This is a genomic window from Stenotrophomonas africana (assembly GCF_013004645.1).
Lineage (GTDB): Bacteria > Pseudomonadota > Gammaproteobacteria > Xanthomonadales > Xanthomonadaceae > Stenotrophomonas > Stenotrophomonas africana.
In genome coordinates, this window is record NZ_JABEME010000002.1 from 466,386 (window position 1) to 478,850 (window position 12,465).

At 66.0% G+C, this 12,465-nt stretch carries 15 protein-coding genes and 1 tRNA gene; 8 read left to right on the top strand and 8 right to left on the bottom strand.

Annotated elements, in window-relative coordinates; translation table 11 throughout:
* Window positions 1–32 precede the first annotated feature (32 nt).
* The 4 genes from pal to queC all read left to right on the top strand — a co-directional run bounded on the left by pal (window position 33) and on the right by queC (window position 2,958).
* Window positions 33–551 carry a peptidoglycan-associated lipoprotein Pal gene (gene pal / locus HLA98_RS06290; RefSeq protein WP_005410748.1) on the top strand — a complete coding sequence of 173 codons (519 nt, stop codon included), beginning with the start codon at window positions 33–35 and terminating at the stop codon, window positions 549–551.
* 3 nt (window positions 552–554) lie between these two features.
* On the top strand, window positions 555–1,373 hold the full coding sequence (gene ybgF, locus HLA98_RS06295; RefSeq protein ID WP_057501100.1) for a tol-pal system protein YbgF: 819 nt from the start codon (window positions 555–557) through the stop codon (window positions 1,371–1,373).
* Window positions 1,374–1,512: 139 nt separating this feature from the next.
* The gene (queE, locus tag HLA98_RS06300; protein WP_057501099.1) at window positions 1,513–2,214 is read left to right on the top strand and encodes a 7-carboxy-7-deazaguanine synthase QueE; all 702 of its coding nucleotides are present in this window, start codon (window positions 1,513–1,515) and stop codon (window positions 2,212–2,214) included.
* A 78-nt stretch (window positions 2,215–2,292) separates the two neighbouring features.
* A complete protein-coding gene (gene queC / locus HLA98_RS06305; protein ID WP_049441292.1) occupies window positions 2,293–2,958 on the top strand; it encodes a 7-cyano-7-deazaguanine synthase QueC in 666 nt (221 codons plus the stop codon).
* Window positions 2,959–3,010: 52 nt separating this feature from the next.
* Here the strand turns inward: queC and HLA98_RS06310 are convergent, their stop codons facing one another.
* Window positions 3,011–3,967, bottom strand: coding sequence for a DUF2268 domain-containing putative Zn-dependent protease (locus HLA98_RS06310; protein WP_057501098.1), 957 nt, complete (start codon window positions 3,965–3,967; stop codon window positions 3,011–3,013).
* 178 nt (window positions 3,968–4,145) lie between these two features.
* Between HLA98_RS06310 and HLA98_RS06315 the strand changes: the two genes are divergently transcribed.
* Window positions 4,146–4,221, top strand: a tRNA-Lys gene (locus HLA98_RS06315).
* Between the two features lie 75 nt (window positions 4,222–4,296).
* Here the strand turns inward: HLA98_RS06315 and HLA98_RS06320 are convergent.
* Window positions 4,297–4,614, bottom strand: a complete 318-nt coding sequence (locus tag HLA98_RS06320; RefSeq protein WP_049447272.1) for a hypothetical protein — start codon at window positions 4,612–4,614, stop codon at window positions 4,297–4,299.
* 113 nt (window positions 4,615–4,727) lie between these two features.
* Window positions 4,728–4,994 (bottom strand): hypothetical protein, encoded by a 267-nt coding sequence (locus HLA98_RS06325; protein WP_232015499.1) that lies wholly within the window; start codon window positions 4,992–4,994, stop codon window positions 4,728–4,730.
* Window positions 4,995–5,276: 282 nt separating this feature from the next.
* Between HLA98_RS06325 and HLA98_RS06330 the strand changes: the two genes are divergently transcribed.
* Window positions 5,277–6,119, top strand: a complete 843-nt coding sequence (locus HLA98_RS06330) for an alpha/beta hydrolase (protein ID WP_057501097.1) — start codon at window positions 5,277–5,279, stop codon at window positions 6,117–6,119.
* Window positions 6,120–6,202: 83 nt separating this feature from the next.
* Complete coding sequence (locus HLA98_RS06335; protein ID WP_057501096.1) at window positions 6,203–7,141, top strand: alpha/beta hydrolase; 939 nt, start codon at window positions 6,203–6,205, stop codon at window positions 7,139–7,141.
* 37 nt (window positions 7,142–7,178) lie between these two features.
* Here HLA98_RS06335 and HLA98_RS06340 read toward each other — a convergent pair whose 3' ends face one another.
* Together HLA98_RS06340 and HLA98_RS06345 are read right to left on the bottom strand one after the other, a co-directional pair.
* Complete coding sequence (locus HLA98_RS06340) at window positions 7,179–7,601, bottom strand: response regulator (RefSeq protein ID WP_049447278.1); 423 nt, start codon at window positions 7,599–7,601, stop codon at window positions 7,179–7,181.
* Between the two features lie 92 nt (window positions 7,602–7,693).
* Window positions 7,694–8,461, bottom strand: coding sequence for a CPBP family intramembrane glutamic endopeptidase (locus tag HLA98_RS06345; protein WP_057501095.1), 768 nt, complete (start codon window positions 8,459–8,461; stop codon window positions 7,694–7,696).
* A gap of 149 nt (window positions 8,462–8,610) precedes the next feature.
* On the opposite strand from HLA98_RS06345, the gene HLA98_RS06350 reads away from it, so the two are divergent.
* On the top strand, window positions 8,611–8,919 hold the full coding sequence (locus HLA98_RS06350) for a TFIIB-type zinc ribbon-containing protein (RefSeq protein ID WP_057501094.1): 309 nt from the start codon (window positions 8,611–8,613) through the stop codon (window positions 8,917–8,919).
* A 131-nt stretch (window positions 8,920–9,050) separates the two neighbouring features.
* On the opposite strand, the gene HLA98_RS06355 is transcribed toward HLA98_RS06350, so the two are convergent.
* The 3 genes from HLA98_RS06355 to HLA98_RS06365 all read right to left on the bottom strand — a co-directional run bounded on the left by HLA98_RS06355 (window position 9,051) and on the right by HLA98_RS06365 (window position 12,454).
* Complete coding sequence (locus HLA98_RS06355) at window positions 9,051–9,563, bottom strand: GNAT family N-acetyltransferase (protein ID WP_012481061.1); 513 nt, start codon at window positions 9,561–9,563, stop codon at window positions 9,051–9,053.
* A gap of 81 nt (window positions 9,564–9,644) precedes the next feature.
* Window positions 9,645–10,655 (bottom strand): copper resistance protein B, encoded by a 1,011-nt coding sequence (locus tag HLA98_RS06360; RefSeq protein ID WP_057501093.1) that lies wholly within the window; start codon window positions 10,653–10,655, stop codon window positions 9,645–9,647.
* Window positions 10,652–12,454 (bottom strand): copper resistance system multicopper oxidase, encoded by a 1,803-nt coding sequence (locus tag HLA98_RS06365; RefSeq protein WP_057501092.1) that lies wholly within the window; start codon window positions 12,452–12,454, stop codon window positions 10,652–10,654. The genes HLA98_RS06360 and HLA98_RS06365 overlap by 4 nt, the downstream gene beginning before the upstream one ends.
* Window positions 12,455–12,465: the final 11 nt, after the last annotated feature.

A 12,465-nucleotide genomic window follows, 5' to 3' on the forward strand; every position in this document is an offset into this window, starting at 1 on the left:
CTCATCGGCCTAGGAGCCACAAAGGTATCGCCATGAACAAGTCCACCCGCGTTCTGCTTGTTTCCCTGCTGTCTGTGGCCGTCCTGGCCGGTTGCTCGAAGAAGGTGAAGGAAGAGCCGGCAGCCCCGGTTGACACCGGCACCTCGACCACCACCCCGACCGGTCCGTCGACCTCGGGCCTGTACGGCCCGGGCGACCTGGACACCGACGCTTGCCTGCGCCAGCGCGTTGTCTACTTCGACCTGGACAAGGAAGACGTGAAGCCGGAATTCCAGGCCATCATGGCTTGCCACGCCAAGTACCTGCGTGACCGTCCGTCCTCGCGCATCACCCTGCAGGGCCACACCGACGAGCGCGGTTCGCGCGCGTACAACCAGGCCCTGGGTGAGCGTCGTGGCAACGGCGTCAACTCGGCCCTGCAGGCCAACGGTGGCTCGGCTTCGCAGCTGACCGTCGTTTCCTACGGTGAAGAGCGTCCGGTCTGCACCGAGTCGAACGAGTCCTGCTGGTCGCAGAACCGTCGCGTCGAAATCGTCTACACCGCGCAGTAATCCATGCGCATTGGCATCAAATTGATGCTGGTCGTTGCGGCAGCCCTCGTGGCTGCCGCACCGGCGCATGCACAGCGACAGAGCCTGGCTGACCGTGTCGGCGCGCTCGAGCAGCAGATGTACAACAACAGTGCCAACCAGGACCTGTTGAACCAGCTCAACCAGCTGCGGCAGCAGGTCACCAGCCTGCAGGCCTCGATCGAGCAGTTGCAGCACGACAATGCCCAGCTCAAGCAGTCCGCACAGGATCAGTACCTGGATCTGGACAGCCGCCTGAACCGGTTGGAAGGGGGCAATGCCGCCCCGGCCCTGCCGCCCGTTCCGGCGAGCGCGCCGAAGGCCGCTCCGGCCCCGGCAAAACCCGCAGCGGCGGCCACTTCCGAGCGGCCGCCTTCCGTCCATGGTGATGCCGGCAGTCTTGCCGCCACCGGCGATGAGCGGACCTCCTACAACGTCGCCTTCGATTCGCTGAAGGCCGGCAAGTACGATGATTCGGCGCAGCTGTTCCTGAGCTTCCTGCAGCTGTACCCGAACGGCGTCTACGCGCCGAACGCACTGTACTGGCTGGGCGAGAGCTACTACGCCACCCGCAATTTCCCGATGGCCGAGACCCAGTTCCGCGAACTGCTGTCGCGCTATCCAACCCACGACAAGGCCGCTGGCGGCCTGCTCAAGGTCGGCCTCTCGCAGTATGGCGAGGGCAAGGTCGACCAAGCCCAGCAGACGCTGGAGACCGTCGTGGCGCAATACCCGGGCTCTGACGCCGCGCGCACCGCGCAGGACCGTCTGCAGTCCATCCGCCTCGGCAAGCAGATCCGCTGATCCGCTGACCGGGCGTACAATGCGTACTCTGGCGCTGGGCTGATTTCCGGCAGCCTCCTGTAGAGCCGAGCCCATGCTCGGCTGCTTTCGTTTCCGGCGCCGATAAATCGGTCGCCCGTCCCATGAAGAATTGTTTGCCATGACCGCCGTTACTCCGTCCAACGCCGTCGCCACCCCCAGCGACATCGTGCAATCGCCACTGCCGCGCCTGAAGATCACCGAGATCTTCACCTCGCTGCAGGGCGAAGCCGATACCGCCGGCTGGCCGACCGTGTTCGTACGCTTGACCGGCTGCCCGCTGCGCTGCCAGTACTGCGATACCGCCTATGCCTTCCATGGCGGCACCTGGTGGGACATCGACGACATCGTGGCCGAGGTGCTGGCCCAAGGCGTGCGCCACGTCTGCGTGACGGGCGGCGAGCCGCTGGCGCAGAAGCGCTGCCTGGTGTTGCTGCAGAAGCTGTGCGATGCCGGCATGGATGTCTCGCTGGAAACCTCCGGTGCGCTGGACGTCAGCGCGGTAGACCCACGCGTATCGCGGGTGGTCGACATCAAGACCCCGGGTTCGGCCGAAACGGCGCGCAACCGCTGGGAAAACCTGCCGCTGCTGACCGCACGCGACCAGATCAAGTTCGTCATCTGCAGCCGCGAGGACTACGACTGGGCCAAGGCCCTTCTGGTCGAGCACGATCTGGTCAAGCGCTGCACCGTGTTCTTCTCGCCCAGCAAGGGCGAGATCACCGCGCGGCAGCTGGCCGACTGGATCGTCGAAGACCGGCTGCCGGTGCGCTTCCAGATGCAGTTGCATAAAATCCTGTGGAACGACGAGCCGGGCCGATGAGCCCAGGCAACGTTCCCTGATGTAGCTCCGGCGCGGGACAGCGTGCTGGCTTTCCCCTCCCAACCGGATGTTTTTCCCATGAAGAAGGCAGTCGTGCTTCTCTCCGGCGGCATGGATTCAGCCGCCGTCATCGCCATGGCCCAGGAACAGGGCTTCGCCGTGCATGCGCTGAGCGTGCGGTATGGCCAGCGCCATACCTCCGAACTGGATGCCGCCGCCCGGGTGGCCAAGGCCCAGGGCGTGGTCGCGCACAAGACCGTGGACGTGGACCTGCGCAGCATCGGCGGCTCGGCACTGACCGACGACATCGACGTGCCCGAGGCCGGCGGTGCCGGCATCCCGGTCACCTACGTGCCTGCGCGCAACACCATCATGCTGTCGCTGGCGTTGGGCTGGGCCGAAGTGCTCGGTGCCAACGACATCTTCTGCGGCGTCAACGCCGTGGATTATTCCGGCTATCCGGACTGCCGCCCCGAGTTCGTGGCCGCGTTCCAGGCGCTGGCCAACCTGGCCACCAAGTCCGGCGTGGAGGGGGCGGGCATCAAGGTGCATGCGCCGCTGCAGTTCCTCAGCAAGGGCCAGATCGTCAGCGAAGGCGTGCGCCTGGGGGTGGACTTTGGCTTGACCGTGTCCTGTTACAACGCTGACACCAACGGCGCCGCCTGCGGCCACTGCGACGCCTGCCGCCTGCGCGCGCAGGGCTTCGCCGAAGCCGGCGTGCCGGACCCGACGCTGTACGCTTGATCGCGCAGTCACTCCCTCGGTGGGTGCGAATCGTTGGTTCGCACTCCTTGGTCTACCGGGCCTGCAACCACCCCGACGCTTCAATAAACGCCCGCACCGCACTCGGATCGGCATAGTCCAGCTCGATCATCCGCGCGATGCCGGCTCTCTCGTCGGCCTGCTGGCGCATGTAGTCCTGCGCGATACGGTAGCCGGCGTAGTAGCCCAGATCACTCACGCCGAACGCATTGCGGGCGCTGTTGTACAGCCAGTTGTCCAGGTTGTTCCCGTCCATCTCGGCAATGAAGCGCGTGCGGATTTCCGCTTCGTGCGCGGGCCCGTAGCGATACATCGGCAACGCCGGCCGACGCCCGCTCAGCCGTTCGGCCACGTACTCGGCAACGCCTTCGCGCACTGCGTACTGGGCCACGCTGCCGCTGGTTTCGCGCTGCTGGGTATGCACGTACTCGTGCAGGTTATTCTGCGCGTTGTTTGCGCCCGGCCGGCTGTCGTAGAAGATCCGCAGGCGATCGCGCATGTTTGCCGGCAATTCGCTCACGTCCACGCGCTCATCGCCCAGCGCCATCTCGGCTCCGATCAGCACCTTGTCACCCAGCGTGGTGCCGCCGGTGCGCAGCACGCCCACGGCATAGGTGATGGTGGCCGGGCGCAGGGCGGGGTAGAGCGTGCGGAAGGCGGCCAGGTCCCGTTCCAGTGTGGCGCTGGCCTCCTGCGCATCGGCGGTGAGCGGTCGCACCGAAGCCCAGAAGCGCGGCCAGGCCCGCATGGCCGCGGCGTATTCGCGGGCAGTGTAGTTGCGCACCTGCATCAGTGCATGCAGGCCGGGGCTGCCTGGATCGATGTAGCGCTCCTGCACCAGTGCGACCTGGCGTTCAACGTCGGGCTCGGCGCGCACCGCGTCATAGGTGGCCCAGAAGCGGCCGATGTCGTCGGTGACGACCTGGGATTGGGTGGCCAGTGCCGTACAAGGCAGCAGCAGGGCGGCAATGAGGCAGAAGGGCAGGCGCATCCGTGGCTCCGGGCAGGAATCACAGCTGGGATGCGTCGGATGCCCGGAAGGTTTAAGCGGGCTCACCAGATCGGGTAGTGCCGGCCGCTGGCCGGCAACCTCGACGCACCAGGGTTTCACCCGGCCCGGCAAAGTAGGGTAGAATGCCCACCCCGCCGAAAGGCTGGGGCAGTGCAATGGGCCGTTAGCTCAGTCGGTAGAGCAGAAGACTTTTAATCTTTTGGTCGAAGGTTCGAATCCTTCACGGCCCACCATTGCATCCCATGACCCAGGTCATTCAGAAAGGCACCGCAATGCGGTGCCTTTTTTGTGGCGCTCGTCCAGGGCTACTACTTCGTCCGCGCAGCCTTCGCTTTAGCCGCCGCCGCGTCAGCAGCCTCCTGTGCGGCCGTTGCTGCCGCATTCGCGGAACGTGCCGCCTCCGCTCTTGCCGCCTCGAAATAGGTGAGCCGCTGCAGACTGGTCCTGCGTTCCAGCTCCATTGCTGCCGCGAAGCTCTCCGGATGCTTTGCAGCACAGGCCTCCTGCACCAGTTGCACGGCACGATCAGACAGCCCGGGCTGGATGTTGCCGAGCAGGCAATCGGCATACGGTACGGGCGCGGCCGGACTGGCGGCCAGCGCGCCGATGAGCACGACACTCAACATGCAAACCTCCTTGTAGGCTTCGAAGGGGCTGGCGACCAGCCCGTCCCAAGTATGGACCGGTTCTGGGTGCAACGGCGACTACGCCGGCCGGATATCCCGGCACACCAGTTCCATCAGCCCGCGGCAGGCGGGAACAACCGATCGATTAGCCCCTCATCCGGATGGCGGTCGGGCGTGCCCATCGACCGGTAGCGTTCGGCGGCGTCCAGCATTTCCACCACGGTCAGCATGCCAATGGCGGCACGCTCCGCGTGTGCCATCGCGAGTTCCCGCCCGGGCGGCAGATCGGTTTCCGGCCCGGGCAGACCGTCGGCGCCGTCGCCGTCGCCGTCGCCATCGCGGATGCGCTTGAGGCGTCCCCAGAATGCGCATCCACGCATGGCGTGGATCTACTTTCGCCTGAGAACAATCGCTGCGATGACGGCTGCGATGCCGACCGGGATCAGGACGACCGCCAGAAGAATGATCCAGTGCCAAATGCTGAAGCCCCCCATGTCCCAACTCCTTGTAGGAAACGATGAATGCTAGCAAACGCGATTGCAGTCATTTCCCGATACAGTTCAAGCATCGCGCAGCGCCGTAGCGTACGTGCAGGCATGCCGAATCGGCAGACGTCTTGGCCTTGGCGTTATGCTCGGCACTTTCCCAGGATGGGCCGCTCCATGCGCTTGATCATGCTGTCGCTGTTGTTGTCCGTCGTCTCCGCCGCGCCGCTGATGGCCGCCGAAACCGTATCGCCCGCTGCCGCCTCGCCACTGGTCATCGGCGAGACCTTCACCATCGAGTCGAAGGCGCTGGGCGAAACCCGCCGCATCAATGTCTACCGTCCGCAGCCTTGGGGCCTGGACCCGAAGGCACCGTTGCCGGTGCTGTACATGGCCGATGGCGGCATCGGCGAGGATTTCCTGCATGTGGCCGGGCTGGTGCAGGTACTGAGCGGCAACGGCAGCATGCGTCCGTTCCTGCTGGTCGGCATCGAGAATACCGAGCGCCGTCGCGACATGACTGGGCCCAGCAACGACCCGCAGGACCAGAAGATCGCACCGCGTATTGGTGGATCGGCGGCCTACCGCCGCTTCCTGCGCGATGAACTGATGCCGCAGGTACGCCAGCGCTACCCGACCACCGACGAGCGAGCACTGATCGGTGAATCGCTGGCCGGCCTGTTCGTGGTCGAAACGCTGCTGCAGGAGCCGACGCTGTTCAACAGCTACATCGCACTGGATCCCAGCCTGTGGTGGAACCGAGGCACGATGCTGGCCGGCGCAGCCAAGCAGCTGCCGGCGGTAACGCGCGCGCAGCCGCGCGTGTTCCTGGCCAGCAGTGGGCAGCCAGAGCTGGCAGCCTCTGCCGCACAGCTGGCTACGCTGCTGGAGCAGGCGTCGCCATCGCCACTGGTGAAGTACCTGCCGCTGCCGGAGGAAACCCACGCCACCATCTATCATCCGGCCGCGTTGCAGGCGCTGCGCACGCTGTTCCCGGCACCGCCGCCGGCCTCGCCCTGACCTGGCGTGGCGCCACGCCGCACGGCGTGTGAGGATGCGGTAGCGGCGCCACCGGGTGCGCCGCCCGCAACAGGAGAGCGCGGATGCAGCGTGTACGTGGATGGAGTGTGGTGGCCTGCCTGACCCTGGCGGGATGTGCGATGTCGGTGGCGCCACCGGCAATGCAGAGTGACGCGAAGGAAAGCGCGGCAACGGCCGTGCCGGGCGTGATGCTGCCGGATACGGAAGCGCTGCGCGTACATGACCCCGTTGGGCGTGATTACCCGATATGGGTGGCACTGCCGGCCGACTATGCCGCGCACCCCGAAAAGCACTATCCGGTGCTGTACGTGACCGATGCGCTGTACAGCTTCCCGCTGGTGCGCAGCGTGCGCAATCTGGTGGGGCAGCAGGGCATCAACATCGAGAACTTCATCCTGGTCGGTTTGCCGCCGCAGGAGGGGCTGACTTCGAAGCAGAGCCGCTCGCGCGATTACACGCCCAGCGACCCGGCGCGTACCGCCGGGGGGTACTACAGTGATGACGTCACCTACGGTGGTGCCGCGCACTATCGCGATTTCCTGGCGGCGCACGTGCTGCCGATGGTCGATGCGCGCTACCGCACAGACCCGGCACGGCGCGTATTCGCCGGCCACTCCTATGGCGCTCTGTTCGGCGCCTATGTGCTGACCACCCAGCCGGACATGTTCAGCACCTACATCCTGTCCAGTCCCTCGCTGTGGTTCGACCAGCTGCGGCTGCCGCGCATGCAGGATGCCGCCGCCATCCCGGCGCAGCCGACGCGCGTGCTGCTGTCGGTAGGCAGCTACGAGACGGACAAGCCAGGGGCGCGTTACTCAACCGGGAACGACATGCTGCGGCAGACTGCCGACTTTGCCGCCCAGCTTGGGCGGAATGGCCGCAAGCTGCAGGTGGAGAATGTGGTGATCGACGGTGAGGACCATCTCACGGTGTACCCGCGGGTAATCACCCGCGCATTGCTGGAGGTGATACCAGGCGAAGGGCCGTATACCGGCGGTTGATGCCTTGTTCAATCCACGCCATGCGTGGATCAATGGCTCACGCCGCCTGTGCATCCGGCCCGACCAACACGCCCACATCCGCGTGCCGGAAGCACAGCCGGATGGCATCGAGCAGTTCGCTCATGTTGTAGGGCTTGGGCAGGAAATGGATGCCGTCGCGCAGTTGCGGCAGCACCTGGTGCTGGTCCATCCCCGAGGTGACCAGGATCGGCAGGTGTGGGTAGAGACTGCGAACCCGGTTGGCGGCTTCAATGCCACTGATCAGGCCCAGATTGACGTCGGTGAACAGCAGATCGAAACGCTCCCCGGCGGCCAGCAGACCCAGTGCCGCTTCGGCGGAGCTCACGCCCACCACGTGGCAGGCCTGGCTTTCCAGCGCCAGCCGGCTCAGTTCGCGGGTTTCCTCCGCGTCCTCGATCAGCAGGACGCGGGGTTCGACGTGGCGCTTGGACAGCAACATGACGCGGCAGCTCCGGACAGCAACGGTGAAAAGGCGCGCAAGTATGCGCAAGCCGGTGGTGATCCCGGCGTGCACGGCAAGCCAAGCGGGCGTTACAGGTCTCTCTGGCGCCGGAGCCGAACGTGCCAGGCCAGCACCGCGACCGCGAGCAGGGCGGTGCCAATGCGCAGGCCGGTAGCCTGCCAGCCCAGTGCAACGGCGTCATCAAGGCTGAACGCATTCCAGGCCAGGTTCATCGAAACGTGCAGGACCAGGCCGCACCACAGAGTGTCACCGTCGAGGTGGTCGAGCCAGGCGAAGATGAAGCCGCCCAGAGCGATCACCACGCCGACGAACAGGGCGGTGCCACCTCCCTCGAAACCGCCGAAGCCCAGCCAGTGGACCATGCCGAACAACAGCGCCTGCGGCAGTGCGAGCCACGGCCAGGGGCCGCGAACGATCTTCACCAGCAAGACGAAACCGAGGCCACGGAACAGCACTTCCTCGGCCAGCGGGAACAGCACTGCGAGCATCGTGGCGTCCAATGCGGTCAGTGCCTTGTTTGGTGTGGCGAGCAGTGCCAGGCCCAGCCAGCACGGCAGGGTGGCCAGCAGCACCCACATCGGGCCGCCCCAGCCATTCCCGCGCAGCCCGAGGCTGGCCAGCAGGCTTGTTCCACGGGGGCGCAGCAGCGCGGCCAGCAGGAGTGCAACCAGCGCCGCCAGCGCGTTGTCCACCAGGCTGCCGCCATAGGGGATGGGCAGTGCGGGAATCGGTGTGCCGATGGCCGCGGCGATATCGCGCAGGTTCAGGCCGAGGCCAACGCCCAGCAGTACCAGCCCCATGCGCACGCCGTTGGGTAGGCGGGACAACCTGGTCATGTACGCACTCCTTGCGGAACAGGGGCCCAGTGTGTGCGACTGCCGTGGCACGGGCACGCGTCGGAAGTCCCCGTGCCATCGGTCATGGGTTGCCGCACAGTCATCACAGGGCAGGTAGAGTCATTGCCAGACCGACAGGAGCAATGCCGATGCTGTGCCCCGTATGCACGACCCAGACCCTGCAGATGGCCGAACGCCACGGCATCGAGATCGACTATTGCCCGGGCTGCCGCGGTGTCTGGCTGGATCGTGGCGAGCTGGACAAGATCATCGAACGTGCTGGTGCAGGTGCGGCCGTACCGCCGCCAGCGCCCGTGCAGGTTCAGCCGGCGTCCGCGCCGCCACCAGTGATGCACCGTGATACCCGCCACCTCGGCCAGCGCTACGAGGACAACCGTGGCCACGGCTACAAGAAAAAGAAGAAGGAGAGCTTCCTGTCGGAGTTGTTCGATTTCTAGCCGCTTCGCTCTTTGTAGCGTCGAGCCATGCTCGACTGTCTGTTGCCGCCAATAGTCGAGCATGGCTCGACTCTACAAGGGCCGGAAAGGAAAGCAGTCGAGCATGGCTCGACTCTACAGGGCGCGCATGATCACGGCCGCCGAAGGATGAACTCACGGTCGTGGGTGTCGCCCACGATGAAGTCGTACTCGCCAACCTTGCTGCAGCCATAGCGCGCATAGAAGCGCTGAGCACCGAAGTTTTCTTCCCACACGCCCACCCACAGGGTGCGGCGCTGCGGCTGGTCCAGCCAGGTCATGAACGCATCCATCAGGCGCGCGCCGTGGCCGCCGTTCTGGTGTGCAGCCAGGATGTAGAACCGCTTCAGTTCGATGTCGCCCTCGCGTGCATCCGTGTGCGGCAAGGTGTTGGCACCGGCGGCCAGATAGCCGACCACGGCATCACCTTCCATCAGCAGCCAGATCGCGCTGCGTGGGTCGGACAGTTCGATGCGCTGCGGTTCGCTGCTGTAGTGCGCCTGCAGGAAATCGTGCAGCTCCTGCGGCGGATAGGAATCGCCCCAGGTTTCGTTGTAGGTGGCAATTGCGATGGCCGACAGCGCGTCGACATCGGCAAGGGTGGCGCGGCGGATCTGCAACGACATGGCGGTGCCTGCAATGGAGCGTGGCGCAGTGTAGCCGGCCCCGGCGGCTGCCGGGGCTGGCCATTGCTCACGAACCGCTGCTCAGAACCACATGCGCACGCCCGCCACCCAACGCGTGTCGCGCGCGTGGTCACCGGCATAGTCGGCGGTGTCGCCAAACGTACGTTCGTGGCTGATGCCGATGTACGGCGCGAAGCGACGGCTGAACTCATAGCGCAGGCGCAGCCCGGCTTCAACCTTGTTCAGTCCGCGACCAATGCCGTACTCCGGTTCATCCTTGGCCGCAACGGTGGCTTCCAGCAGCGGCTGCAGGATCAGGCGGTTGGTCAGCAGTACGTCGTACTCGACCTCGGCCTTGGCCAGCACCTGGCCGCCGGAGCCCAGGTACAGCGTGGCCGAACTCTCGAACTTGTACGGCGCCAGGCCCTGGATGCCGATGGCCGCCCACGTGCGCGAGTCGGCCGGGCGGAAGTCCTGGCGCACACCGACCAGCACGTCCCACCACGGCGACACGCTGCGGCCATACAGTGCTTCCAGCGATGACGACTCGGTGCGGCCGCGGCTGCGTTCGCCATCGGTGCGCAACCACAGGCGGTTGATGTTGCCGCCGATCCAGCCCGTGGCCTCCCAGGCCTGGCCGTTGCTGTCCTTGCCGTCCCAGTGTTCGAGGCGGTCGATCAGCAGCAAGCTGTTGATCTCCGGCGCATGCTCCATTGCACCGTGGGCGATGGGCGGGAATGCGGCGGCACGGTCGGCATCGGTGGGGACCGGAATCGGCTCACGCGGTTCGGTGGGTGCGGGCGTGCCGTGACCCATCGCCGCATGGTCCATCTGCGAATGGTCCATCGCCGCTGGCTGCATCGCGCCATGGTCCATCTTCGAGTGGTCCATGGCCGAGTGGTCCATCGCGCCCGAATCCATCTTCGAATGATCCATCTTCGAATGATCGACCTGTTCGACTGGTGCGTTGACGGTCTTTGCGGGCGCGTCCATCGCAGCCATGTCATGGCCGGCGTGCGACTGCGCGAAGACCGGCAATGCGGCGGCCAGACCCAGGGCCAGCAGGCTGGGGGAAAGCAGTGAGCGGCTCATTCTTCGATCCTCACTTCGCGCATCATGCCCGCTTCCATGTGGTACAGCAGATGGCAGTGGTAGGCCCAGCGGCCGAGCGCATCGGCGCGTACGCGGTAGCTGCGGCGCGTGCCGGGTGGCATGTCGATGGTGTGCTTGCGCAGCTGGAACTCGCCCTGGGCGTTTTCCAGATCACTCCACACGCCGTGCAGGTGGATCGGGTGCTGCATCATGGTGTCGTTGACCAGCACGATGCGCATGCGCTCGCCGTAGTTCAGCCGCAGCGGTTCGGCGCCGGCGAACGGGATGCCATCGAACGACCAGGAGAATTTTTCCATGTGGCCGGTCAGGTGCAATTCGATCTCGCGGCTTGGCTCGCGGCCATCGGGATCCTCGAACAGGCTGCGCATCGCGCCGTAGGTCAGCACCTGGCGTCCGTTGTCGCGCAGACCAATGCCGGGGTCGTCCAGCTTCGGTTCGGCGGCCGAGCTCTGCATGTCCACCAGCGGGTTGTTGCGCTCGCTGGCCGGATGCTTCGGTGCCTTGCCGGCAGCATCGCCACCGCCGTGCGCACCGTGGCCCATGCTGGCGCCGCAGCCACCTTCCATGCCCTTCATCGCGGCCATGTCGTGGCCACCACTGCCCATGTCGTGCCCCATGTCGCTCATCGTCAGCAACGGGCGTGGGTCGCGCGCGGGAATCGGGGCCTGCAGCCCGTGGCGCACCGCCAGCGTGCCGGCGGCGTAGCCGGTGCGGCCCATGTCCTGGCAGAAGATGGTGAAGGCGTCCTGGCCGGTGGGTTCGACCAGCACGTCGTAGGTCTCGGCCGGCGCGATGCGGAATTCGTCGATGCTGACCGGATGGATGTACTGGCCGTCGGCGGCCACCACGGTCATCTTCAGGCCGGGGATGCGCACATCGAAGTAGGTCATCGAGGCGCCATTGATGAAACGCAGCAGCACCTTCTCGCCGCTGCGGAACAGCCCGGTCCAGTTGCCGGCTGGAGCGGTGCCGTTCATCAGGTAGGTGTAGGTGTGCGCGTTGATGTCGGAGATGTCGGTCGGCGTCATCCGCATCCGCCCCCACATGCCACGGTCGGACAGCGCGGCTGACCAGCCCTCGCGCTTCACGTCACGCAGGAAGTCGGGCAGGGTGCGCTTGTAGTAGTTGTCATGCTCGGCGAGCTTCTTCATGCGGCGGAACAGCGCGCCAGGGTCCATGTCGGTCCAGTCGGACAGCATGATCACGTGCTCGCGGTCGTGCCGGTAGGGCGCCGGTTCGGCCGGATCGATGATAAGCGCGCCGTACAGGCCGGCCTGTTCCTGGAACATCGAGTGGCTGTGGTACCAGTAGGTGCCCGACTGCTTCAGTTCGAAGTGGTAGTGGTAGGTCTCGCCGGGGCCGATGCCGTTGAAGCTCAGGCCGGGCACGCCGTCCATGTTGGCCGGCAGCAGGATGCCGTGCCAGTGGATCGAGGTCGGGTGGCGTTCCAGGGTGTTGCGCACGAACAGGTCCACGGTCTGGCCTTCGCGCCAGCGCAGGATCGGTGCCGGCAGCGAGCCGTTGACGGTGATCGCCGGACGGGTGCGGCCGGTGAAATTGGCCAGCGATTCGCCGATGGCCAGTTCGATACGGGTGTCGCTGAGCACGGCGGGGGCGCCGGCCAGGCGTGGGGCGGCAGTGGCTGCAGCGAGCGCGCGCTGCGGCACGCCGACAGCGGCGATGCCGGCAACCACGCCACCGGCGGCCAGGCCCTGCACGAACAGGCGGCGCGACGGCATGGGCACAGCGCCCGGACCGGGGGGAATGCGGGTATTCATGGTGGTGACTC